This window comes from Noviherbaspirillum sp. (genome assembly GCF_035254685.1).
In the GTDB taxonomy this organism is placed as follows: Bacteria; Pseudomonadota; Gammaproteobacteria; order Burkholderiales; family Burkholderiaceae_D; genus Noviherbaspirillum.
In genome coordinates this window covers 91,210-113,822 of record NZ_DATFAI010000016.1, presented here as the reverse complement: position 1 = coordinate 113,822, position 22,613 = coordinate 91,210, and the positions used below count along the sequence as shown (strand labels likewise).

At 62.3% G+C, this 22,613-nt stretch carries 20 protein-coding genes; 6 read left to right on the top strand and 14 right to left on the bottom strand.

Translation table 11 applies throughout. From position 1 onward, the window contains the following. Positions 1 to 61: 61 nt before the first annotated feature. Both VJ698_RS04235 and VJ698_RS04230 read right to left on the bottom strand, forming a co-directional pair. Entirely contained in the window at positions 62 to 457 is a 396-nt protein-coding gene (locus VJ698_RS04235) for a hypothetical protein (RefSeq protein WP_324101441.1), read from the bottom strand. 152 nt (positions 458 to 609) lie between these two features. Then, positions 610 to 2,139 (bottom strand): amidase, encoded by a 1,530-nt coding sequence (locus tag VJ698_RS04230; RefSeq protein WP_324101440.1) that lies wholly within the window; start codon positions 2,137 to 2,139, stop codon positions 610 to 612. A gap of 59 nt (positions 2,140 to 2,198) precedes the next feature. Here VJ698_RS04230 and VJ698_RS04225 point away from each other — a divergent pair, with 59 nt between their 5' ends. Next, complete coding sequence (locus VJ698_RS04225) at positions 2,199 to 2,945, top strand: hypothetical protein (RefSeq protein ID WP_324101439.1); 747 nt, start codon at positions 2,199 to 2,201, stop codon at positions 2,943 to 2,945. A gap of 17 nt (positions 2,946 to 2,962) precedes the next feature. Here the strand turns inward: VJ698_RS04225 and VJ698_RS04220 are convergent, their stop codons facing one another. From VJ698_RS04220 to VJ698_RS04195, 6 genes are all read right to left on the bottom strand, one after another. After that, entirely contained in the window at positions 2,963 to 3,679 is a 717-nt protein-coding gene (locus VJ698_RS04220; RefSeq protein WP_324101438.1) for a DUF2894 domain-containing protein, read from the bottom strand. 19 nt (positions 3,680 to 3,698) lie between these two features. After that, positions 3,699 to 4,334 (bottom strand): OmpA family protein, encoded by a 636-nt coding sequence (locus VJ698_RS04215; protein WP_324101437.1) that lies wholly within the window; start codon positions 4,332 to 4,334, stop codon positions 3,699 to 3,701. Next, positions 4,334 to 6,502 (bottom strand): DUF802 domain-containing protein, encoded by a 2,169-nt coding sequence (locus VJ698_RS04210; RefSeq protein WP_324101436.1) that lies wholly within the window; start codon positions 6,500 to 6,502, stop codon positions 4,334 to 4,336. The genes VJ698_RS04215 and VJ698_RS04210 overlap by 1 nt, the downstream gene beginning before the upstream one ends. Beyond that, on the bottom strand, positions 6,499 to 7,254 hold the full coding sequence (locus VJ698_RS04205; protein ID WP_324101435.1) for a DUF3348 domain-containing protein: 756 nt from the start codon (positions 7,252 to 7,254) through the stop codon (positions 6,499 to 6,501). The genes VJ698_RS04210 and VJ698_RS04205 overlap by 4 nt, the downstream gene beginning before the upstream one ends. Before the next feature lie 196 nt (positions 7,255 to 7,450). Continuing rightward, positions 7,451 to 10,150: a DNA translocase FtsK gene (locus VJ698_RS04200; protein ID WP_324101434.1), complete on the bottom strand. Its 2,700-nt coding sequence runs from the start codon at positions 10,148 to 10,150 to the stop codon at positions 7,451 to 7,453. A gap of 217 nt (positions 10,151 to 10,367) precedes the next feature. Then, the gene (locus tag VJ698_RS04195; RefSeq protein ID WP_324101433.1) at positions 10,368 to 11,177 is read right to left on the bottom strand and encodes an enoyl-CoA hydratase/isomerase family protein; all 810 of its coding nucleotides are present in this window, start codon (positions 11,175 to 11,177) and stop codon (positions 10,368 to 10,370) included. A 360-nt stretch (positions 11,178 to 11,537) separates the two neighbouring features. On the opposite strand from VJ698_RS04195, the gene VJ698_RS04190 reads away from it, so the two are divergent. Beyond that, positions 11,538 to 12,581 (top strand): cyanophycinase, encoded by a 1,044-nt coding sequence (locus VJ698_RS04190; RefSeq protein ID WP_324101432.1) that lies wholly within the window; start codon positions 11,538 to 11,540, stop codon positions 12,579 to 12,581. Between the two features lie 55 nt (positions 12,582 to 12,636). Beyond that, positions 12,637 to 13,128 (top strand): SET domain-containing protein, encoded by a 492-nt coding sequence (locus tag VJ698_RS04185; protein ID WP_324101431.1) that lies wholly within the window; start codon positions 12,637 to 12,639, stop codon positions 13,126 to 13,128. A gap of 110 nt (positions 13,129 to 13,238) precedes the next feature. Here VJ698_RS04185 and VJ698_RS04180 read toward each other — a convergent pair whose 3' ends face one another. Genes VJ698_RS04180 through VJ698_RS04160 form a run of 5 tightly spaced genes read right to left on the bottom strand, consistent with a single transcriptional unit; the run spans position 13,239 to position 17,430 of the window. Then, entirely contained in the window at positions 13,239 to 14,486 is a 1,248-nt protein-coding gene (locus VJ698_RS04180; protein ID WP_324101430.1) for a cytochrome c, read from the bottom strand. 51 nt (positions 14,487 to 14,537) lie between these two features. Further along, entirely contained in the window at positions 14,538 to 15,494 is a 957-nt protein-coding gene (locus VJ698_RS04175; RefSeq protein WP_324101429.1) for an FAD:protein FMN transferase, read from the bottom strand. Positions 15,495 to 15,503: 9 nt separating this feature from the next. Beyond that, on the bottom strand, positions 15,504 to 16,682 hold the full coding sequence (locus VJ698_RS04170; RefSeq protein WP_324101427.1) for a DUF3570 domain-containing protein: 1,179 nt from the start codon (positions 16,680 to 16,682) through the stop codon (positions 15,504 to 15,506). Positions 16,683 to 16,693: 11 nt separating this feature from the next. After that, complete coding sequence (locus VJ698_RS04165) at positions 16,694 to 16,921, bottom strand: DUF4266 domain-containing protein (protein ID WP_324101426.1); 228 nt, start codon at positions 16,919 to 16,921, stop codon at positions 16,694 to 16,696. Further along, on the bottom strand, positions 16,918 to 17,430 hold the full coding sequence (locus tag VJ698_RS04160) for a TlpA disulfide reductase family protein (RefSeq protein WP_324101425.1): 513 nt from the start codon (positions 17,428 to 17,430) through the stop codon (positions 16,918 to 16,920). The genes VJ698_RS04165 and VJ698_RS04160 overlap by 4 nt, the downstream gene beginning before the upstream one ends. A 190-nt stretch (positions 17,431 to 17,620) precedes the next feature. Here VJ698_RS04160 and VJ698_RS04155 point away from each other — a divergent pair, with 190 nt between their 5' ends. After that, entirely contained in the window at positions 17,621 to 18,577 is a 957-nt protein-coding gene (locus VJ698_RS04155) for a DUF6502 family protein (RefSeq protein WP_324101424.1), read from the top strand. After that, the gene (locus VJ698_RS04150) at positions 18,574 to 19,704 is read left to right on the top strand and encodes a DUF5666 domain-containing protein (protein WP_324101423.1); all 1,131 of its coding nucleotides are present in this window, start codon (positions 18,574 to 18,576) and stop codon (positions 19,702 to 19,704) included. Before VJ698_RS04155 ends, VJ698_RS04150 begins: the two co-directional genes overlap by 4 nt. 52 nt (positions 19,705 to 19,756) lie before the next feature. Here VJ698_RS04150 and dsbD read toward each other — a convergent pair whose 3' ends face one another. Beyond that, a complete protein-coding gene (gene dsbD / locus VJ698_RS04145) occupies positions 19,757 to 21,586 on the bottom strand; it encodes a protein-disulfide reductase DsbD (protein ID WP_324101422.1) in 1,830 nt (609 codons plus the stop codon). A gap of 181 nt (positions 21,587 to 21,767) precedes the next feature. Between dsbD and VJ698_RS04140 the strand changes: the two genes are divergently transcribed. After that, positions 21,768 to 22,505: a sulfite exporter TauE/SafE family protein gene (locus VJ698_RS04140; RefSeq protein ID WP_324101493.1), complete on the top strand. Its 738-nt coding sequence runs from the start codon at positions 21,768 to 21,770 to the stop codon at positions 22,503 to 22,505. The last annotated feature ends 108 nt before the right edge of the window (positions 22,506 to 22,613 follow it).

The following is a 22,613-nucleotide window of genomic DNA, read 5'->3' as shown; positions in this document are numbered from 1 at the left end:
CCCAGAGTACCAGTGGAGGTGGAAGTACCGGTTCGTCGGGTAGCAGCGGCGTGACAAGCCCTTATGGATCCTCGGGCAGCAGCGGCATGTCGGGATCGTCCGGTTCGTCTGGTTCGTCCACGACGAAGTCCTCGCCCTCGTCGAGCAGCGGCAGTTCCGATTCGAGCGGAACCTCCGGCAGCGGCTCGTCCATGGGTAGCGATTCGTCCGGCTCGTCGGGCACCATGGGTTCCGGCAGTTCAGGTGGATCGAGCAGCTCCGACAGCACCGGCAGTGGCAGCCTGAGCGTGCCCGGCTCATCCGGATCGGGGAGCAGTGATTCTTCCGGAATGTCCAGCGGCGGAAGCTGGGGCAGCTCTGGCAGCTCTGGTAGTTCTGATCGCTCGAGCGGATCGAGCGGATCGAGCGGGTCTGGCATGACCGGTGGTAGCGGCAGCGGCACGAGCGGGACCGGCACATCCGGTTCCGGAGGAACGAGCGGCACTCGATAACAACGCGCAGCTGTCGAAAACCCCTCCCGGTTTTCGGCAGCTCTATCGTCCTTGTTCTCTTTCCTGTATCCGCTGCTTTCGCTCGCAGCGGGTCAGCACATCACCGAAGCGCGCCCGGTCAAATCCCCGGTCGTTTATCAAACCAGGGACGGGCCTGTTCCAGCTCGGCTGCAAGCTGCAGCAACATCGTCTCGCCATTCAATCCGGCGACGAATTGCACACCCAATGGCAATCCCCGTGCATTCCAGTATAGCGGGACCGATATCGATGGCCTGCCGGTAATGTTGGCAAGCTGGGTGTAGGGCGTCCAGGCCAGATTCCTGAGGATGTTTTCCCGGAAGACCGACGTTTTGCGCAGCAGGCCCGAAAGTCCGACGAGGTTGATTGCATCGTTGACCAGATGCAGGAGCCGGGGCGTTTGCATATGCCCGATCGGCAAAGGCGGTTCGCTCAGCACTGGAGATAACCACAAGTCGTAGTGCGCGTGGAATCGCGAGAGTGCATTGACATAGGTTTGCCAGCGATCCTGAATCTCCAGGAGTTCAACTGCCGACACGCTTCGGCCCACATCTGCCATGGCACGCGTGTCCGGTTCAAAATCGCGGCGGGTGGCGCCGGTCTTGCTGCGCACTTCGTCGACCGTCGCTGCCGTAAAGGCGAACCAGGGGATCAGAAAGTCCTGTGCAAGCTGCTCGCCATCGATAGCGGGGCTGGCCTCTTCGACATGATGCCCGAGCGATGCAAGCAGCCCTGCTGCGTCACGCACTGCAGCGATGGCATCTGCGTGCACGGGTGTGCCGATCGGCGATACCGTGGAAAAACCTATCCTGAGACGTTTCGGCGGCCTCTGGATGGCGTCGAGATAGGGGCCCTCGGGAGGCGGCATGTAGTATGGTGCATGGGGTTCCGGCCCTTGCAGCACGTCGAGCATGGCAGCGCTATCCCTGACGCTGCGCGACACCACGCCCTGCACCGCGATGCCGCCCAGGCCTTCGCCCACGATGGGCCCCATCGAAATCCGGCCACGCCCGGCCTTCAGTCCAAACAGACCGCAGGCGGCAGCGGGAATGCGTATTGAACCGCCGCCGTCGTTTGCGCCTGCCATCGGTACGATTCCCGCCGCCACGGCCGCTGCCGAGCCGCCCGATGAACCGCCTGGCGTACGAGTCACATCCCAGGGATTCCGAGCCGGGCCATGAGCGAGCGGCTCAGTCACGTTCTTTGCGCCGAATTCGGGGGTATTGGTCATGCCAAAGATCAGCAGACCTTCCGCTTCCCAGCGTCTGGTGACATCAGCGGATTGATTGGCGAGCATGTCGCGCAGTGATCGGCTGCCCCACGAGCTCGGCTCACCGGCGATGTCCTGCATCAGGCTCTTAACCAGAAACGGCACACCGGGAAAGCGAGCCTGCGCGGCGAACGGCTGCATTGCCTTTTGGCGCGCCCGCTCATCAAGGCGGCGAACGATGGCGTTGAGTTTCTGGCCGGTTTCGTCGGCGCGCTGGATGGCCGCGGCCAGCAGTTCCTGCGGCTGCACCTCACCGCGCCGGACCAGAGCGGCAAGCCCCAAGCCATCATATTTGGCGTACTCGTTAAACTGAATCGGCACGATCCACTCCCCATGAAAGCGAACATCGTTGGTCTGCACCGGGTACGGCACTGATTGTGCGCCGTGGCATTCACCAAAAAGCGTGGAGCCTTGTTGCCTTGAATTTCTGGCTGGCGTCCATTCTAGCGCGCGGCGAACGGCGCGGCTTGCGGTTTCTCGCAGGAGATTTTTCCTCCAGCCGATTCCCTGACAAGAATGGCTTCCCAAGTCAATCAATATCAGTTGCGTGCCCGAAAACTATTCATATCATGGAAGTGTTCAGTGCCAGCTACGGCCAGCGACTACCTGCCGGGAAAAGCAACTCCACACAACCGGGAACCAACGTGAAGCACCTGCTATCGATCGCAACGACCGCTGTCTTCCTGTCCGCCTGCGGCGGAGGTGGAAGCGACTCGCCTTCAGGATCAACGACCCTGGCGACGCAAGCTGCGGTGACGCCGACATCCGTCACGAATCCGAAGTCCGTGTTCGTCGACACGCAATCATTTTCGTTCAAGGCCGCAATAAAGCCGGCCACGTTAACCACGGCGCCGGTGAAAACCGTCAGCTTTTACAATCTCCTGCTGACCGGCCTTGGCAGGTCGTATTCAATCGCCACCCAGGACGAGCTGAACGCTTTCAACCAGAAGGTGCCTTCCAGCCAGATGCTGTCGCTGGACAGCGTCGGAACGTATACCTATTTCCTCGTCAGCGTGCCCGGCTGTAGCGAGTTTCTTGAATACGCCAGCGGCGCCTATTCGGGAGGAAGCTTGCAGATGACGTTCAACCATTTCAGCGTACCTGGCTCGACATGCCTGAGCGCGATGGTTGATTCGTACTATGTCTTCAGGGCGGAGTCAGTCTGAGCGGCGCAAGCGCGGCTTCACTTTTTCGCGGCCTTTGCGGCCGGAGATTTCCTGCCGCTGACCGGCTTTTCTTTCTCGCCTTGGTCGAGGCGTAGCAAGGTGTCCGCGTAAGACATGAACCGGTTGAGATAATCGGGCGAGATGTCGCGCATCAATGCGAGCGAGCGCAGTACCAGCATATGTGAATTGATCGGGCCGGCATTCCTGGGCGCCTGCTCAAGGGCCTGCGCCACCTGCTTGTCCACGCTGAGCCTGGAAAAGGTATTCCTGAAATGACGAACCGTCTTCAGTTCGGCACGTTGCGCGGCGCCTCTGTTGAGGGGGCCATCTGCAGTTCCCGAAGAAGAGTGCTCAAGCCGGCGCACCAGTTCACCCAGCAATGCGCATTGTTCCCGCGTCTGCAGGGTTGCGACCGCTTGCCGCAGTTCCCGGAATTCGCCAGCGGCAACGAGTCGTTGCAAGTCCACGGCTGCATGCGGATACCGCTCTGCATTTCGTGCGACCGTTTCCCTTGCGTCGGATTGCACAAGTTCAAATCGCTCTTTCAACGCAGCGAGCGCTTGCGCCAGCCGCGCGTCGAGCATGCGCCTGACGCTTCCGCGGTGCGCCCTCGCGCGCCGGGCCAGCGCTTCGACATAGTGCAAGCGGGCCGGGTCGAACCGGTCCACGCCTGCCGCGCGCAAGGAGGCGATCATCGTGTCGACATCGGCGGGTGAACCCGAAGAAAAATCCACAAGCTCCTTGTGATGCAAATCATTCATGGCGCGGCAGTTTCGCACTGGACGTTTTCGGTACCGGCGCCATTTCCACCCGCCGGTTTTGCGCGCGCGCGGCGTCATCGGTGTTCGGCTTGACGGGTTGCTCGGAGCCGAAAGCTGCAGCAAATACCGTGGACGATGGCATCCCTTCCTCGATCAGGGTGCGGGTAACGGTCAGTGCGCGCTGGGCCGACAGTTCCCAGTTGTCGGCGAACGGGCCGCCCCGTATGGGCTTGTCGTCGGTGAACCCGCTTACCATGAGCAATTCATCGCGCGCCGTCAGGTAGGCCTGCAGCGGCGGAACGAGACTATGCAGGAGCTCGCGACCTTCGGGCTGCAGGCGGTCTGAATTGAGAGCGAACAGGACCTGGCCGCTGATGCCGATGCGTCCGTTGTTCAAGGTGATGCGCCCGGACGCCAGCGGAACCGCAAGGGCCTTTTCCAGGCTCATGCGGCGTTGCTCTTCGGCCTGGCGCTTTTTCACTTCGTCCTGCAGGTGTGATGTCAATTCCATCTGGACTGCCACCACGCCCACCAGGATCAGGACGAACGCGCCCAGCAAGCCTGACATGAGGTCGCCGAACACAGGCCAGACCGGCGCGTGTTCGACACTTGCGTCGATGTCCTCCATTACCTGCCCTCTTCGGCCAACACGGCCTGCCTTGCCGGCAACTGCTCCAGCGCGTCCAGCATTTCCTTTTGCGAGGCCATGCTCAGGTCAATGATTTCACGCGCCTGCGCCACATAATAGGCGAGTTGCTCATCGCTTCTCGACATGGATTTGTCCATCGCGCCTTCAATACGCTGCAGGTTCGCAATCAGCTTTTCATTGGCTTCGTTGAACGACTGCACGGCGAAGCCAAAGGATTCACTCAGGCTCGCCACGTCAACGGCGCTGCTGGTGACCTGCGCGGCAATTTCGGACAGTTTGGCGGCCTCGCCGGCGATATTTTCCGAGAATGCGCTCGCCGTTGCGTTGAGTGCCGTCGCGGATGACGCGACGAGCGAGTCGATCACAGCACACTGCTCCTGGGAAGCATGATTGATCGCATCGAGCAGGCCGTTCAATGTTTCCATGATGCGGCTGCGTTCCTCAAGCAGTTCATTGTCGCGCGCGACACTCGTGGAGATCTGCTGGCGCAACTGCCCGATCACTTCCGCCGCGGCGCGCGGCGCTTCCGAAGCTGTATGGATGAGCCTTGTAATCGGCTCCTCGAGGGCAGTGCCCAGCGTAGTCAGATGGCCTGCAACCGCAGCCTCAAGTTGTCCCAGTCGTTCAAGTGCTGCATTGCCGCGCGCGACCTCTTCCTCCTTGAGCGCGCCGAGTTCGGAACGCAGCAGGCCGGCCAGCTGGTCCATGCGTTCGCGATGCTGTTCCATCCATTGCGCTTCGGAGGCGATGCGCGAGCGCATCAATTCTTCGGCGGATGTGATCAGGCGCGTCGTTTCGGCGAGCGTGGTGCGCGCACCAGCCTGCGCATGTTCGGCGATGTCTTGCGCGGTCTGGCTCAAGGTGTCGCAGATTTGCTGCTGCTGCGAGAGCATCTGCGCGCCCGCTTGCTGCAATTCTCGGGAAAGCGCTGCGGCCATGGCTTCCAGCGACTGCGTCCACGCCTGCTGCCGCTGCTTGTCGCGCTCGGCCTGATCGGCCTGCAGGCTGGTGTACGCCGCACCGACGGCGGCCACAAGTTCATCTGAACGCTGGCCGAAGGTCTCGCTGAATGCATCCAGCGAGCGGCTCACATCCGCGACGATGCCGGCGCTTGCCTGTTCGTGGCTCTTCAGCGCCGCCGCCCAGTTGTCGGTCACGCTGGTGGTCGCAGCATCAAACCGGGTGGAAAGCCCGTCGAGCTGCGTCTGCACCGTGCCAGCCATGCGTTCATGCATCAGCGTCGCTTCACGCGCGATCCCGTTCATCGCCGTCTCGACCACCGGCTTGATGCTCTCGCCGGCGACGTGCGCGCTCTGGCTCAGGCTGTCGCGCAGGGACTTGTCCACCGCAATTGCCAGATCGGTATAGACGTGCTTGATATCGCGGTGAAAGTCCTCCTGGTTGCCGAGCAGGCGCTGGTTCAGTTGCTGGCCCATGGCCTCCATCTGCGTCATCATCGCCTGCAGTTTATCGACTACCGCAGGCAAGGCTTGCGATTGCTGCTGCAAGGCCCGGAAGGTTTCCTGGCGCTGGTGGACGAGCGAAAAGCGGCGCAAGACAGTGGCGATCCTGGTGTCCAGCAGTTGTGCTGCCTGCATTCGTTCACGCCGGCTGAGCGCCGACATCAGGCCCAACATGGCGGATGCAATCACGCCTGCCACCGAAGTGCCGAATGCCAGTCCCAATCCCTTCACCGGCACGGCGAGCGCGGAACGCATCGCTTCCAGTTCAGTGGTCTTCTCCAGCGCAAAAACAGCGCCCTTGAGCGTGACGACCATGCCCAGGAACGTGCCGAGCATCCCCAGCATCACCAGCAAGCCGACCAGGTAAGGCGTGAGTGCAGGCCCCGGCAGGCCGATGCGTTCGCCCTCGATGCGCAGGCGCACGGGATTCTGCAGCGAAGGATGCACCACGGGCAGCCAGTCGCCGAGGTCTGCCAGGTTCTCGGGAATCGTGGCGAACGCATTGGTCAGCGTGGATGTCGCCTGCCGGAATTGGCGCAGTTCGAGCGCACCGGCTCCGTAGACGGCACCGATGATGATTGTCATCGCCAGCGCCAGGAGACTGGAGTCGATAAATCCGACGCCTACCCAAATGATCCCGATCGCGCCCAGCAGGAAGGCGAGTGTAAATAAATGTCTTTTCATTGCGTATCTTGTCTGAATGCTTCAATGAGTCCCATCGTCGGCTGCAAGCGGAGCTCGATTTCGGCCAGCAGCAGCATTTGCATGTCATTGCAAAAGTGCGCCAGCCAGCCGCCCGTTCGCGTCCATCCGGCGGGATTGTCTGCCTGCTCTGTCACAGCAAGCTTCTGCTGATGTTCCTTGAACAAGCTCTCAAAATGTTTTTTCAGGAGTACCGGCACCTTCGCGAGCAATTTGCTCTCGCGTTCGCGCAGTATTTTCTCCAGCGTTGCGTCCAGCTCGGCAAGTTTCCTGAGTTCTGGTGACGCCTTCGCCAGCGCTTCCCGGACATTGACCCTCAGGGGCTGTACGCCCAGCTCCATGTCGCGCTGGTGTGCTTCATAAAACCGACGGTAAGGCGGATAAGCCGTTGCGAGATCCAGCGGCAGCTCCTGCACCGGCGTGGGCAGCTTGATGTGCGTCCTGCCCGGTCTGGGCGAGCAGCTCGCCGTGACGGCATTGACCAGCAGAGCCCGTATGCGGTCCAGTTCGGCAGCGCATGCAGCGGCTTGCCTGTCGTGCTGCATGCCGGTTTGTGCTTGCGGCCGGCTCGCGATGCTGTCCTTGTGTACGGCAGACAGGGTGATCGCATCGGCGAAGTGAATCCACCCGCCCAGCTTTTCCGCGAATGCATTGCCAGGATCGGCGACATCGGCAATTTCCAGGTCGGCGAGGCAACGGATGAATTCTGAGCTGTGGAAGCTCGTGCGTGGCAAGACTCGCGCCATAGGCAGTGCAATCAAGAATGCGGGGAGAAATCGTCCAGGCTGCCCATCGCCCGGACCGGCGATCCGGCCCTGTTCAGGCGAATCCGGGCCACCTTCGACGGCTGGAAACAAAAACCCGACATTATATCGTTGTGCATAAGTGAGCTCAAACGAGCGGGAAGTGGGGCCTCGGCACCATGGCGCTTCATGCGGGCGGCACCAGCACCTCGCGGCTGCCGTTGGAGGCCATGGGCGAAAGAATGCCGGCAGTTTCCATCTGCTCGACCAGGCGGGCCGCCCGGTTATAGCCGATCCGCAGCTGTCGCTGCACGGACGAGATCGATGCGCGCCGGGTGCGCACGACGAACGCCACGGCCTCGTCATACAGCGGGTCGGATTCCGTGCCGCCGGTTTCGCCGAACAGATCAGGCGCGGCGTCCTCGCTCGGCGGGCCGGCGAGGATGGCTTCTTCATACTCCGGCTCACCGAACTGCTTCAGGTATTCGACCACGCGGTGCACTTCTTCGTCCGACACGAAAGCGCCATGGACGCGCTGCGGATAGCCGCTGCCGGGCGGCAGGAACAGCATGTCGCCATTGCCGAGCAGGGACTCGGCGCCCATCTGGTCCAGCACGGTACGCGAATCGATCTTCGAGGAAACCTGGAAGGCGACGCGTGTGGGAATATTTGCCTTGATCAGGCCGGTGATGACATCCACCGAAGGGCGCTGCGTGGCGAGGATCAGGTGGATGCCAGCAGCGCGCGCTTTCTGGGCGAGGCGCGCAATCAGTTCCTCGATCTTCTTGCCCGCCACCATCATCAGGTCCGCTAGCTCGTCGATTACCACCACGATCATGGGCAGCGTTGACAGCGGCTCCGGCGCATCCGGCGTGAGCGAGAACGGGTTTGCGACATGCTTTTCCGCCGCCCGCGCGTCGCGGATCTTCTGGTTGAATCCGGCAAGATTGCGCACGCCGAGCGCGGACATGAGTCGATAGCGCCGCTCCATCTCGCCGACACACCAGGTCAGGGCATGCGCGGCAAGCTTCATGTCGGTGACCACCGGCGCGAGCAGGTGCGGAATGCCATCGTAGATCGACAGCTCCAGCATCTTCGGGTCGATCATGATCAGGCGGACATCGGCCGGCGTTGACTTGTACAGCAATGACAGGATCATCGCGTTGATTGCCACCGATTTGCCCGAACCGGTGGTACCCGCCACCAGCATGTGCGGTGCGCGCGCCAGATCCGTCACCACCGGCAGGCCGGTGATGTCCTTGCCCATGGCAAGCGTCAACAGTGAGCGCGAGGTGCGATAGGCATCGGATGCGAGCATTTCCGAGAGCCGGATCATCTGGCGATGCCTGTTCGGCAACTCCAGGCCCATGCAGGTCTTGCCCGGAATGGTTTCGACCACGCGAATCGAGGTCAGGCCGAGCGCACGTGACAGATCCTTCATCAGACCGACGATCTGCGCGCCGCGCACGCCAATCGCCGGCTCGATCTCGAAGCGCGTGATGACCGGGCCGGCACATGCGCCGAGTACCGTCACCGGGACTTTGAATTCCTTGAGCCGCTGCTCGATCAATTGCCCGGTCTGCTGGAGCTCGGCTGCGGAAATATCGATGGCCATGCCGGAAGGCATGTCGAGCAGATCGATGCCCGGCAGGTCCACATCAATTTCCGATGGCGTCTGGAATGCAAACGACTCGCCCGTTATCACGCGCAACGGCGGCGCGGCAGGTGCCGGGCGGACTGGCGGCATGTCGTGTTGAATGGCGGGTGCCATGGCTGAAGGCTGCGCTACGGAAGTCTCCGGCGCCGGCGGGAGTTCAGCCACAGGCGAGGCCTGGACAGGGACAGCGCTGAAGTCGCTGCCTTCCTGATGCAGCGCATCGATGCTTTCAGGCTGCCGCAACGAGGTCTCGTTTTCCTCGATGACGACGAGCGGCGCAGGTTCTTCCGGCTGCACTCGGCAGACGGCGCTTTCCACGACCGCCACCGGTTCGTCGAGTCGCACCGGGCTCGATGGCGGCGACATCACATTCGTCGCCGGAGCCGGTACATCGGGTTTTTGTGGAGCTTGCGGTGCCGATGCCGCGTTCCTCAAGGTGGACAGTTTGCGTACATTGTCCACGTGCATGACAGGTTTCCTGTCGCCGGGCCGGACGATGATCCTGACCGGTTCCGCCGGCGTTTGCGGCACACTTGCCGCTTGCCCGGTCCGTTTGCGTGCGAGCATGGCCGATGTCGGACGAATACTTTCAAACGGTGCCCATTCTTCAGTGGGCCGTGCGGTCGGCGCTTTTTTCGCGCGCGGTGTTTCTACCGTTTCCTGCACCTTGTGCACGGCGTCCCTGCCAAAAAATGGCGCAGGCAATTTCCAGGGCTCCGTCTTTCCCGGTGATCCGCCGGCCGCGCGCTTCTTTGCCGGACGCGAGCGTACGGGCGGTGTGTCTGCTGCGCGATACCTTTCTGTCGGCCTCGTACTAGTGCGCTCACCCTTATTGAGGAAGTTTGCAGCGGTGCGGTAAAACCACCCGGCGAGACTCGATGCGCTGCGCCCAAACAGCCAGGGCAGCGCAACGAGCACCGTCGCCAGCAATACCAGAACGCCGAAGGCCGTTCCGAACAGGCCGGATACCGCGGACGCGACAAACTGCCCGAAAGCCGGATGGCCGCCTGCCGTGGCCGGATCCGTCCGGACGTATGCCTCGAGCGCGCTGCCCGCGCACAGCATCAGGAAGGTGCCCAGCCAGAGGCGAATGGAACCCTGGCCACGTAGCTGGCCGCCGCTGGTTTCCTTGCTGCCCTTATTTAGCTTACTCAGGAACGTCTTCGACAGGCGCCACGCCAGCGGTAAAAGCCATATCGCCGACCATCCAAACCACCCCGTCACCGCCATGTTGCAGTCTTTGCCTTATGTATTACGACCAGCACCGGTGCGCCCACGGTGCATATCCGTGGTGCATATTCAAGATGCATATTTAAGGGCGGTACTTTAGCAGATTACCTGTCAGAAATTGAGGTCTTTGACAGCATGTTGGATGATCGAAACACAAGACATGTCTTGCTGACAACGAGCGGCATGCCGCTCGCGACACAGCGCCCTGCCCGGCGCCCTAAAACGGCGTATCCGGAGAATATGACGCCTTGCGCTTCTGCAGGAATGCGTCGATACCTTCCTTGCCCTCGGGCCCGCCGAAACCGGTAAATTCCAGCGCGAGCGACGCATCAAAGATCGGCGCTGCCTGCCGCAGCCAGTGATTCAAGGTGTGCTTGGTCCAGCGCAAGGCTGCCGGGGCCTGTTCCGCCAGTTTCGAGGCAACCTGTACGGCCTTGTCATCCAGCTCGGCATCGTCCACCGCCATCGAGACCAGGCCGATGCGCTCGGCTTCAGCGCCGGTGAAACTGTCTGCCGTCAACAGGTAGTACTTGGCTTTTGCCATGCCGCACAGCAGGGGCCACAGGATCGTGGCATGGTCGCCCGCCGCCACGCCGATCTTTGCATGGCCGTCGGAAAAATTCGCGTCCTTCGCCACAATGGAAATGTCCGCGAGCATCACTGCCGCAATGCCGGCGCCGACAGCCCAGCCGCGCGCTGCGCTGACGATCGGCTTGGAGCAATTGATCATGCCGTACACCAGGTCACGCGCCTCCTTCATGGCCTGCATGCGCATGTCGTAGTCGTCGCACACTTTGCGTTCATGGTTCAGGTCGCCGCCCGCGGAGAAGGAATTCTGCCCGCCGGTAATAATGACCGCGGAAATGCTCGGGTCATCATCCACGTCGCGCCAGATCTCCGACACTTCTCGATGCAAGCGCGCGGTCATCGCATTCAGCTTCAAGGGCGAGCTGATCGTAATGCGCAGGACGCGCGGGTGCGGCCGGTCAAACTTGAGCTGTTCATAACGGGAATAACGGTCGGTCATGGCAATACTCCTTGGCAGTTTCAGATAATGCGTTACGCCGGGGGCGGGAACGCGCTCCCGGTCAAAGCGTTCGATGCTTTTTCCGGACGAATGGCACTCGTTAATCGAGTGCGACCTCGGCAATTTTGTTCCAGTTCGGCATTTCATGCAGAGCATCGCCAGTCAGGCTCCCGAACGCAATTGATGCCTGGAGGAACGCAGATCGCCATCATGCTTGTGATTGCGCAAAACACCTCCATCCGGCTTCCGACACATTAACGGGCTGTTGCGTCAACCAGCCTGAACCTTCCTGCGATGATGTTTTTTCGCGCGCATCGCCCGGCTTTCCTCGCGGGCGCAAAAGAGCCATTCCTAACTGCAATGCATCGACTGCTCCGCATGGGCGGCCTGCTCCTCTTACTCCTTTCGTTGCTGCTGGCGCCGGCCGGGCATGTTGCCGTGCACGGCATCCGTCATACCGTCGTGGGGCAGCCGGTGGAGATGCACGCTGCCCGGCCGTCGACGCCTTCCTTTGTCCTGATGGGCGGCGATGCGAATGTTGATGAAGCCTTCAGGTGGATGATTTCCAAGGCGGGCGGCGGGAATTTCGTGGTCATCGGCGTCGACAATTCCGACGAGTACAACGATTACATTTACCGCATGGGGGGCGTATCGTCGGTGCAGACGCTCATCATTCCCGATGCTGCCGCGGCGCGCAATCCGAAAGTCGCCGCGCGCATTCGCGAGGCCGACGCCCTGTTCATCATGGGCGGCGACCAGAGCGAATACCTGCGTTACTGGCAAGGCACGCCGGTGCAGGAGGCAATCCAGGAACTCGCAAGCCGCAATGTTCCCATCGGGGGAATCAGCGCCGGGCTTGCCATCCTCGGCCAGTATGTCTTCAGCGCTGCGCGCGGCTCCATCGGCTCGTCCATGGCGCTGGCCGATCCCTACCACGAGCGGCTGACCCTGGCGCGCGACTTCCTCGACCTTCCGCATTTCGAGGGAGTCATCACGGACACGCACTTCGACACGCGCAACCGTCTCGGACGGCTGATTGCCTTCATGGCACGCATCACGAAGGATACCGAGCAACGCCCGGTGCGCGGCATCGGTGTGGATTCCGGCGCTGCGCTGCTGGTTGAGGGCGACACCGCCGTGCGCGTCGGCAAGCCAACGAGCGCGGTCTATTTCCTGAGCGCGCAAAACCCGCCCGATGTCTGCGAGCCCGGACAACCGCTTACCTATCGGGACATCGCTGTGCACCGCCTCACGGGCGACGAGCGCTTTGACATGCGGACCTGGTCGAAGAACGAGACGCGCGACGGCATCTACCTGGCATCGGTGGCCGACGGAAAACTCCGCAAGTCCGCGGTCGCGCTGGCGCCGGGCGAACTCTTCCACTGGGAATACGGCACCTACTGAACATACGGACCACGCCCTTGTCAAAGCCTGCGTCGTCTGCGCATCAATCGCTCGCATGCCAATCTCGTCACGTTCGTCCACTGCAAGGCCATATGTCGTGAAAGCGTCGCCGGTCCACGGCAAGGGATTGTTCGCCATCCGCAAGATCGCGGCAGGCAGCTGCATCATCGAGTATCGGGGCGAGCGGATCGACTGGGAAGAAGCCCAGCGCCGCGCGGAGGAGCGAGGTGGGCCGGTCAATCACACCTTCTTCTTTTCCCTGCATGACGGCCGTGTAATCGACGGCGGTCGGCGCGGCAACGATGCGCGTTTCATCAATCACGCCTGCGAGCCGAATTGCGAAGCCTTCGAGCACGAGGATGGACGTGTCTACGTCTATGCCATGCGTCCGATCGAGCGCGGCGAGGAACTGAACTACAACTATGCGCTGATCTACGAAGGCCGCCACACGCCAGCAATCAAGCGTGCGTTTGCCTGCCACTGCGGCACGCCTGGATGTACGGGCACCTATCTGGCGCCGAAAGCAAGCCTCAAGGCGAAGCGTTAATCCAACTTCCGGCTTTTTCATAAAAAAGAGCGCTTTCCTGGAAAGGAAGGCGCTCAACTTGCTCACTCGCCCGAGTGAGCAACAGGGAAAAGTTTTTTCTTCGATTCAGATCAGATGCCGGGATTCGCGAGATAGGCGGCGATATCCGTTGCCTGAGGGGTCATGATCGTTGCCGAAAGGAAGCTCATGCCGCCCTTGTTGGTGGCGATCGCGTTCAGGATGGTGCTGGGAGAATTGGCGCCGAGCAGGATCTTGTTGGAGTTCAGGGACGGATTGGCGCCATGGCAAATGGCGCAATTCGCGGCATAGAGCGTTTTGCCATTCGCTGCGGAGACGGTCGTGCCAGTGGTCGTACCAGTCGTTGTACCGGTGGTCGTACCGGTGGTCGTACCGGTGGTCGTGCCAGTCGTTGTGCCGGTGGTCGTGCCAGTCGTTGCGCCGGTCGTCGTACCAGTCGTCGTACCAGTCGTCGTACCAGTCGTCGTGCCAGTTGTTGTGCCAGTTGTTGTGCCAGTTGTTGTGCCAGACGTCGTACCAGCAGTCGTACCGCTCGTCGTGCCTGCCGTCGTGCAGCTCAGCACCGCAGCTTTCATCTGGATGCTGCTACCGCAATCCCTTTCGAAGCTGCCGCTTGCGCAGGATTCGTGTTCGATTTCATCCGTGGCACGACGGACCTCGTCCAGGCGAGTGACGAGATTGTCGTCGATGCGTGTCTCTTCGTTTTGCTCATCGTCGTGCTCGGCACCGGTCTGGCATGCAGTCGCACTGGCGGCGGCGCCAGCGCCGACGCGCTTGGATTGCTGGGTGCTGACCACCAGGAGACGGGCAATCTCGCCGGCCTTCTTGTGCTCGGCGCTTTGGCCGCGCTTGGCGACGAAGTCGTCGTACATGGAAATGCTCAAGCCGGTTTGGGTCTTGACATAGGCTTCCGCGGCCTCCTCGCTGACCTTGTCGCGGCGGATCTTCGCCTGCACCATGTCGGTCAGCGGGCTGATCACATCATGCTTGCCTGCCGGGGCAGTCAGCGTGTAGGGTGTCGTGACCGGGCCAGTGTCGGCGTCCACGGCATCCGTGCCGACCATCGCGACGAGTTGGGCATTGGTGATATCAGTGCCAGCGACATTCAGTGTCACTTTTCCGCTGGCGTCGGTACGGCCCTGGACTTCGCCGGTGTCGCACACGCCATTGTTGTTGCTGTCGACGCATACCAGCGCATTCTGGATCAGGCCGTCCATGACGGTCGGGCTTACGGTCGCAGGTGCGTTGCCTGACGCGCCCCCGCCTCCGCCGCACGCGGTGAGGGCGAGGACGGCGGTGGCAACCAGGCCCAGGGTGAATCGGGGTGTGGAAATTTTCATGTTGCGGCTCCTCTGTTTGAGACAGTAAAAATAGTCCGTCCGGACCGGCGGTTAAACGGAATGGCGACCTTCGTCGCCGTCATCTGCAGTGTCGTTGCGCATCACGCGTCCGTCGTGCCGCACGGCCAGGTAACGCACGTTCTGGGTTTGCAGCCAGGTGATGGCCTCAGGACCTTTCAGCATGGCGATGGTGGACAGGGCACCCGCCGTCGTGGCATTGGCGGCAAGGATGCTGACCGACTGCCAGTGCGATACGGGCCAGCCGGTCTGCGGATTCAGAATGTGGCAGTAACGCTGCCCTTCGTGAATGAAAAAGCGTTCGTAGTCGCCGCTGGTGGCCAGGCCGCCGCGCGCCAGCGGCAGCACGGCAAGCGGCGCCTCGGGCCGGGTCGTGTCGGGCCGCGGGTGCTGGATCTCGACCAGCCACGGCTTGCCTTCATGGCCGGGAAAGCCGCGCGGGCCAAGCGCGTAGAGGTCGCCGCCGAGATTGATCAGGGCATGTTCGATGCCGTGATGCTTCAGGACGGCCGCCGCGCAATCGACCGCGTATTCCTTGCCGAATCCGCCAAAGTCCAGTTCCATGCCCGGCTTGCTCAATCGCACGGTGCTGCCCTTGCGGTCTACATGCAACCATCCCACCAGCGGCATCAATGCCTTCAATGCATCGGCTTCAGGCAGGCGTCCCTTTCGGAAATCCCATGCTCGGCGCAGCACGCCGGAGGTGATGTCGAACAAGCCGTCGCTCAGCGTCCAGAGTTGCTCTGCGAAATTCAGCAGGCTCGCGGTTTCGCTATCGACCTCGACAGCCTCGGAGCCAACGGCCCGATTGATGCGGCTGATGATGCTGGTTTCCCGGTAACGCGAGTACTTTTCTTCAATGCGACGCACTTCGGAGATCGCCGCCGTGACCGCGCGGCGCATGGCATGTTCATCCCTGCCATCCATCTGGATGTTGCAGGGTGATGCCATGGCCTGGAAATCGAATCGCAAGTTACGCCAGCGGCTCATCGGTCACCTTCAGAAGCGATGGGTCAGGCCGACCTGGATAAACTGCGCGCGGAACGTATCAAGCCCGGGGCTGCCATTCCCGCCGAACCGCATGCCAGCCGTCTGCCGATAGGTTTCGACCTTCACATCCGCACTGGTGTCCGGCGTGAACGCATACGCCACTTTCATCGAGAGTGTGGTGGCGCCGAATGCCGCGAGCCGCTGGTCGAAGGAATTGTTGCCCGGCGCGGCCATTGCACTAAGGATGGTGGCCGTCATGTCGTACTGGCCCTGCGCATTGAACTTCGGGTCGCGATAGAAATTCGCCGCGCTCTGGGTGTAATAGCGCACGCCCGGCGTCAGTGTCCATTTGCCTGCCGGCTGTACCCAGTCGAGGCCGACCGTATGGGATTTCACACCGAAGGTGTCGTTGTAGTAGCGATAGCTGCTGCGCAGAGCGGCACCAAAGCGCTCCACGTAGTGATTCCATCGCACCAGGCCGATCCAGGCATTGCGCTCGCCGGGCCGCTGGTCGAAGGACTTGTAGGGGTCGTTGAAATAGCCGTGCCCGGTGCCGCGCGTGATGTTGATTTGCGCGATATCGCTGGGCGTGAGGACCTGCGTCACGCCGGCCATGAGTTCATGGGTGCGCTTGCGCTGGTTGATGGCCGTGTTGACGCCGTTCGAGGTGTTGTCGATCCGGTCGATCGAGGTGCCATAACCGAGCGTCCAGGTCCGGTTGTTGTCCTCGCTCGACCAACGCCCGTCGAGGCTGAAGGCACGCGAGGTGTAATCATGTTCATCCGAATAGGCGATGCCCGCCGACACGGCGGAGCGCGCCGTGTAGCGCGTCACCTTGAGGTCGCCCGCCTTGCGGTTGTCGCTCATGTTGCTGGCGCCGGAGCGCTGCGTGTGCATGCGAGGCGATGCGCCCGACACGCTGTCGGCGACGGCCGAGCCTTCGACCGACCACTCGCCGGCGATCGGAGCTTGTATGTAGACCTGCGGTGCATCGACCTTGACCCGGTCCCAACCGGGCTGACTGTCCTTGTAGCTGCCGTACTTGACTGCGAGGGTGGTTTTTTCCGGCGCGTTTTCCGCTGCCGCATTCGAGGGGGCGATCGCGCTGAGTGCTGCCAGGCCCGGAAGAATCAGGGACGCAAGGAGCACGCCGGTTGCGGTTTCGGGACGTTGGGAATTTCTGGTCATGTGTTCGCCCTTCAGTTGCATCCGCAGCCGCCCCCACCGACGCCATAGCCGCCGCTGGAGTTTTCCTTGCTGCTGTAAATGTGCTGCACGAAACGCTGGTTAAGCGGGTCGCCGTCGAACGTCATGGCCGGCCTGGCGAGGTTGCCCTTCTCCCAGGGATTGACCTGGCCGAGATTGGTGCAGCCGCCGAGCAGTGCCGCACCCGCAAGAGACATCAGGAACATGAGACGCTTCATCATTGGTCCTTCAGGTTCAGCGCGGTCTTGATGTGGCGCTCGAGTTCTTCACGCTTCTCTTCCTTGAAGCCGCCATGCACCATGAGCACCTTGCCGTCGGGGCCGATCAGCATGGAGGTCGGCATGCCCTTGATCGCATAAGCGCGCGGCACCTTCCCCGCCTGGTCGAACGCCACTTCGAAGCTGGCCGGATTGGTGCTCAGGAAGGACCTGGCGTCATCCGGCTTCTGGTCAACGTTGACTGCCACCACCCGCAAGCCCTTGCTGCCATAACGGCTCTGCATTTCATTCATCCACGGAAACGACTGCTTGCAGGGCCCGCACCAAGAGGCCCAGAAGTCCAGGTAGACGGTCTTGCCCTTGAAGTCGCTGAGCTTGATGGTGGCGGCCTTGCCAGGCAGCTCGAAATCCGGAGCGGACTGGCCGGTTTCGACGGCCTGCACCGGGCAGGCGAGCAGCGCGGCAATGGCCGCAGTGGCCACGGCGGCGGACTGGATGGGGAAGTTTTTCATCGTCGGTAGCTCCTTGCGAAATGTGGCAAAGCGTGCGGATAAAGCTTGCGTTGGCCCCACTAATTTGGGAAAATTTCCCGCAAATAGTCACCGATTTGTGACCTACTGTCAAGCAACTCTGTGTCAAATTCGTAAGCATTTGTGAGAACGCGGGCATAATTCCCCCTTTCCGGCAAGATCCATTACCTCCATGACCGCCCGAAAACGACCACCTGAACCGAGCGAGCAACCTGCCTCCGGCCTGCCCGAGCCTGCCCTCGCAGCGGAGGCAGTCGCACGCCTGCTGCAGCCACTGGCGCGCCTGATGATCGATCACGGATTACAGCTGCCATCGATGGTGGAGCTGCTGAAGCAGGCGCTCGTTTCGGAGGCCGTTGCCGCCTACGGCCTGGCCGACAAGGGAAGTTCAGACACGCGCATCGCCCTTCTGACCGGCGTGCACCGCAAGGACGTGAAACGCCTGCGGGACGCGCCCGTCGCCGTCGATCCCGCGCCGCCGATGGTGCCGGTGGCAGCATCCGTCGTTGCGCGCTGGATCAGCGAACCGCGCTACCTGACCGCGGAACAGACGGCCCGTCCGCTCGCTCGCACTCCTGGGCGCGGCCACCCTGGCGAGCCGGACTTCACGACGCTGGTAGCCGAAGTCACGCGCGATGCCGGTGCCCGCGCAGTGCTCGACGAACTGCAACGGCTGGGCGTGGTGGAATTGACCGAAGATGGCTATGTTCACCTCAAGACAAGCTCCTTTGTGCCGAACAAGGGCTTGAGCGAATCCTTTCATTTCCTCGCGTCCAACGTCAGCGACCACCTGGCCACCGCCGTACACAACCTGGCGCCCGGCCGCAGCGCGCCGCTGATGCTGGAGCAAAGCGCCTTCCTCGAGAATCTGCCGCCCGCCGAGGCCGAGCAGCTGCAGCAATTGGCACGGCGGCTGTGGAGCACTGCCCTGCAACAGTTCCTGCAGATGGCCTCCGCTGCCAAGCAGCGCAGTCAGGGCAGCCAGAGCATCCAGGGCCCCAGGCATCGCATCCGTTTCGGCGTGTACTTTCATGATGCGGCCCAGGCCGGGAAGGCGTCCGCGACAGAATCCAAAAGCAAGGCGGCCACGCCGGCCGCGTCAAAATCCAGACGAAAGAGATCAACATGAAACCTTGGACAGCAAGACTGTCGCGGCGCAGCGTACTCGCCATTGCGGTATCGGCCCTCGTAGCCTGCGGGGGCGGGATTCAGATCGGCTTGCCCGGCACGGGAGGCACAGGCATGTATGCCCAGGGTTCCATCTCGGGATTCGGCAGCGTGGTGGTCAACGGCATCAAATTCGACGATACGAATGCAACGGTGCTGGTGAACGGCAGCGCGGCTCACTCGTCGGACCTGCGCATCGGCATGGTGGCCGGCGTGCAGGGCCAATCCGGCGCCATGCCGACGCTGGGTACTGCCTCGCGGATCGATGTCTGGACAGCCGCGCAAGGCACGATCTCGGCGGTGACATCCGGCCAGATCACCTTGAACGGCATGACCATCAAGACCGACAGCGGCACCGTGTTCGACGGCGTCGCATCAGCGGCGCAGCTCACGCCCGGCATGCGTGTGGCGGTGTGGGGCCTGCAGGCAAGCGCCGATGCGCGCAGCTGGACGGCGACGCGAATCGCTGTCGTGACGGATACCACCGCGGTGAGCAGCGGCCTGGTCAGCGTCAGTAACGGAGTGCGCTCGCTCAATGGCATCATGCTGACCGGCACTGCTGCCGGCGCGCTAGACTCCGGCAACCTGGTTCGCGTGAGTGGAACCCTCTCTGCAGCCGGCGACAGCCTGGAAGTCACGAGCGCCACGCTGCTCGGACCGCTTGCAGGCGCCACGCAGCATGGCGAGGGTGAACTTGAAGGCGTCGTGACAACCATGCTCTCCGGCAGTCACTTCATGATGGGCAGCACCGAGGTGGATGCGAGCAACGCCGTGCTGGAGCCATCCACGCTGCAGATCACCGTCGGCACGCGCGTCGAGGTGGAGGGCACCTGGCAGGCCGGCCTGCTGAAGGCCAGCAAGGTGGAAACGGAGAGCGAGCAGATCCTGACGCAGGTGGAAATCGAAGCGCCCATCGAGCAGTTCACGAGCCTTGCCGACTTCGTAGTGCGCGGGCAGCGTTGCAACGCCTCGCAGGCGACGATCAGCCATGGCACTGCAGCCGACGTCAAGCTCGGCGTCAAGGTTCATCTCAAGGGAGTCAAGGCCGGCGACGTGCTGATGGTGAACGATCTGGAACTGGGCAGCTGACTGGAAGAAGCCGCCTCCGCTGTCGCCGGAGGCGGCCCGATGCGCCGGGAGATCAGCGAATGGCTGCGGTCGCCAGTGAAGCGAGGAAGTCCTTCGGCGGCTGATAGCCGATCACCTTGTGCGTCACGCGAGAGCCCGGCGCGCCATCAAAGAAAATAATCGCTGGCGGGCCGAACAGGCTGAAGCGCTTGAGCAGGGCTTTCTGTTCAGCGCTGTTGTTCGTCACATCAGCCTGCAGCAGGCGTACCTTGCTCAAGCGTTTCCGCACCTCGGGATCGCTGAACGTGAAGTTCTCGAATTCCTTGCAGGACACACACCAATCCGCATAGAAGTCCAGCATGACAGGCTGGCCCGCTTGTTGCGCCTGCGCCAGTGCGGCATCCAGTGCCTGCGTATCGGCCACACGCTCGAACTGCAGGCCGTCGTGCGCGACCGCAGTATTGGCGGATACCCCAGCACTACCCGCTACCGGCCGGAGGTGCGCCAGCGGTTGCAGCACGGACTGCCCGCCCGACGCCGCTCCCACCAACAGCACCATCGCCACTGCCGCCAGGCCTGCACCTGCCGCGCGCGCAGCAACCGGCGGACCTGCCTTGTGCTGTGTCGTTGCACCGAACACGCCAAGCAGCGCGGCAGCCGCCAGCAACCATGCTGCCCACAACAGCATGTGCACCGCAGCCGGCACCACCGGCGACACCATCCAGATCGCCACGCCAAGCAGCATCATCCCGAACAATTGCTTGACGCGCTCCATCCATGCACCGGCGCGCGGCAGCAGGCTGCCTGCAGACAGCCCGACCAGCAGCAGCGGCACGCCCATCCCGAGCGCCATCGCGAACAAGGCTGAACCGCCCAGCAAGACATCATGTGTCTGCGCGATATATACCAGCGCACCCGCCAGCGGCGCTGCGACACAGGGCCCGACGACGAGCGCCGAGACGCCGCCCATCAGGAAAACGCCGACGAACGAGCCGCCCTGGAACCTGTTGGACCATCCGGACGCGCGGCTCTGTATTGCGCTCGGCATTTGCAGCTCGTAGAAACCGAACATCGACAGGGCAAGCGCCGTCAGGAGAAGTGCAAAGGCGCCGAGCACCCAGGGATTCTGCAGCGCGGCGGCAAGCCCTTCGCCGGCGAGGCCGGCTGCCACGCCGAATGCGGCATACACCAGTGCCATGCCGAGCGAATACGCCAGGGCCAACATGAAGCCCTTGCCACGACTGACCGTGCCGGACTGACCGGCGATCAACGAGGACAGGATGGGCACCATCGGCAGCACGCATGGTGTGAACGACAGCAACAGGCCTGCCAGCCAGAACATACCGATCGTGCGCAAGAGACTGCCGGAGGCTAGCGTCGAGGCGATCGAATCGGTTGCGGGCGCGGCTTGACTTGACGGCGTGGCTGTTTGCGATGTGGGTGCTGCGGGCGGATTACCTAAAGCGGTGATCCCCAGGCCTGCAAGATCGACGCTGGCGTTAGCCGGCGGATAGCACAGCCCCGCATCCGCACACCCCTGCCATTCAACGGTGACAGGGGTCGATCCGCCTGCCTTGACGACATGCAGATCGACATCGAGCGTGCCCTCATAGATCACCATGGTCTTGTTGAAGTTGGCGTCGAAGCTGTCTTTACCGACCGGCAGCGAGAGGGGTTCCCACTGGGCCTCCTTCGATGCCGACTGCACCTGCAGGCGATCGCGGTACAGGTGATAGCCGGGCGCGATGTCCCAGTGCAGCCGCACCGTTTGCTTGTCGATGGCCTTCGCCGAGAACGCAAAGGCCTGTTCCGGTTCGAGGAAGTCGTCGGCCATGGCGCTCGTCAGGAGTCCGGCCAGGAGAATCAGGCCGAACATCAGCCTGCGAGAAAAGCGGGTCCACATAAATCAGCCTCCATTCGCACGGCAAAAGGTGCGGCCCGAGCAATTTACGGGAAATTTTCCCATTTTTCAAGAAAGTTTAACGATTGGTTACTTTTCGCGACGAACCATTCGGGTTACGGGCAAGGCCGGGCGACTTCGGCTACCATGACGTCCCTGCGCAAAGATTCCGGGATTCGTCGTGCTGTTCCTGCTCATACTCGTCGCCGGCCTGTGGGCCGGTCTGCAAAACTCTCTCGCCGGCGGCGGCTCGTTCGTGACACTGCCAGCCCTGATCCTGTCCGGCATGACACCGCTGGCGGCCAACATCACCTCCACCGTCGCCCTCTTTCCGGGACAAGTGACCACCGGTCTCGCTGGCCGGAAACTAGTCACGGGGGTCGGCAAGTTGCCCTTCTGGGCACTATTCGTGATCAGCATCCTGGGTGGTGCGCTGGGAGGACTGCTCCTGCTCAAAACCTCTCCTACCGTGTTCGCCCGCCTGGTGCCATGGCTCGTCCTGTTTGCGACTGCCTTGTTTGCCTGGGGCAGCTTCTTCCGCCGGCAGGGCGACACCGGCATGCACCTCGGGCCGGCCGCAACGGCGTTCGCCCAGTTTCTGATCGCGATCTATGGCGGCTACTTCGGCGGCGGCATCGGTATCCTGATGATCGCCGCGCTCACCATGGCCGGACTGCCGACCCGCAATGCCGGCGCAACGAAAAACGTGCTGGCTGGCGTGATGAATGCCTCCGCTGTGGTCTTGTTCCTCACCTCTCCCCAACTCCACTGGCTGGAAGCCATCACCCTCGGCGCCGGCGCAATCGTCGGTGGCCTGCTCGGCTCATGGGCACTTCATCGCGTCAATGAAAAACTGCTGCGCATCGCGATCGTTTGCATTGGCATCGCGCTGACGGTCGGCCTGTTCGCCAAGCCGCTCTGATCGGCATAGCAAGCGGATACCGGATGCACAACGTCATCCGGCATGCTCCGGCTGAACTATTTCCTCCCCGTCCCATCTTAAACAAGGCTTCCGTTCGACAACATTGGC

What these genes read in the sequence shown, in the direction of transcription:
- VJ698_RS04215 (WP_324101437.1), bottom strand. Translation starts at nt 4,334, where the DNA reads ATGGAGGACATCGACGCAAGTGTCGAACACGCGCCGGTCTGGCCTGTG.
- VJ698_RS04210 (WP_324101436.1), bottom strand. Translation starts at nt 6,502, where the DNA reads ATGAAAAGACATTTATTTACACTCGCCTTCCTGCTGGGCGCGATCGGG.
- VJ698_RS04200 (WP_324101434.1), bottom strand. Translation starts at nt 10,150, where the DNA reads ATGGCGGTGACGGGGTGGTTTGGATGGTCGGCGATATGGCTTTTACCG.
- VJ698_RS04195 (WP_324101433.1), bottom strand. Translation starts at nt 11,177, where the DNA reads ATGACCGACCGTTATTCCCGTTATGAACAGCTCAAGTTTGACCGGCCG.
- VJ698_RS04190 (WP_324101432.1), top strand. Translation starts at nt 11,538, where the DNA reads ATGCATCGACTGCTCCGCATGGGCGGCCTGCTCCTCTTACTCCTTTCG.
- VJ698_RS04185 (WP_324101431.1), top strand. Translation starts at nt 12,637, where the DNA reads ATGCCAATCTCGTCACGTTCGTCCACTGCAAGGCCATATGTCGTGAAA.
- VJ698_RS04180 (WP_324101430.1), bottom strand. Translation starts at nt 14,486, where the DNA reads ATGAAAATTTCCACACCCCGATTCACCCTGGGCCTGGTTGCCACCGCC.
- VJ698_RS04175 (WP_324101429.1), bottom strand. Translation starts at nt 15,494, where the DNA reads ATGAGCCGCTGGCGTAACTTGCGATTCGATTTCCAGGCCATGGCATCA.
- VJ698_RS04170 (WP_324101427.1), bottom strand. Translation starts at nt 16,682, where the DNA reads ATGACCAGAAATTCCCAACGTCCCGAAACCGCAACCGGCGTGCTCCTT.
- VJ698_RS04165 (WP_324101426.1), bottom strand. Translation starts at nt 16,921, where the DNA reads ATGATGAAGCGTCTCATGTTCCTGATGTCTCTTGCGGGTGCGGCACTG.
- VJ698_RS04160 (WP_324101425.1), bottom strand. Translation starts at nt 17,430, where the DNA reads ATGAAAAACTTCCCCATCCAGTCCGCCGCCGTGGCCACTGCGGCCATT.
- VJ698_RS04155 (WP_324101424.1), top strand. Translation starts at nt 17,621, where the DNA reads ATGACCGCCCGAAAACGACCACCTGAACCGAGCGAGCAACCTGCCTCC.
- VJ698_RS04150 (WP_324101423.1), top strand. Translation starts at nt 18,574, where the DNA reads ATGAAACCTTGGACAGCAAGACTGTCGCGGCGCAGCGTACTCGCCATT.
- dsbD (WP_324101422.1), bottom strand. Translation starts at nt 21,586, where the DNA reads ATGTGGACCCGCTTTTCTCGCAGGCTGATGTTCGGCCTGATTCTCCTG.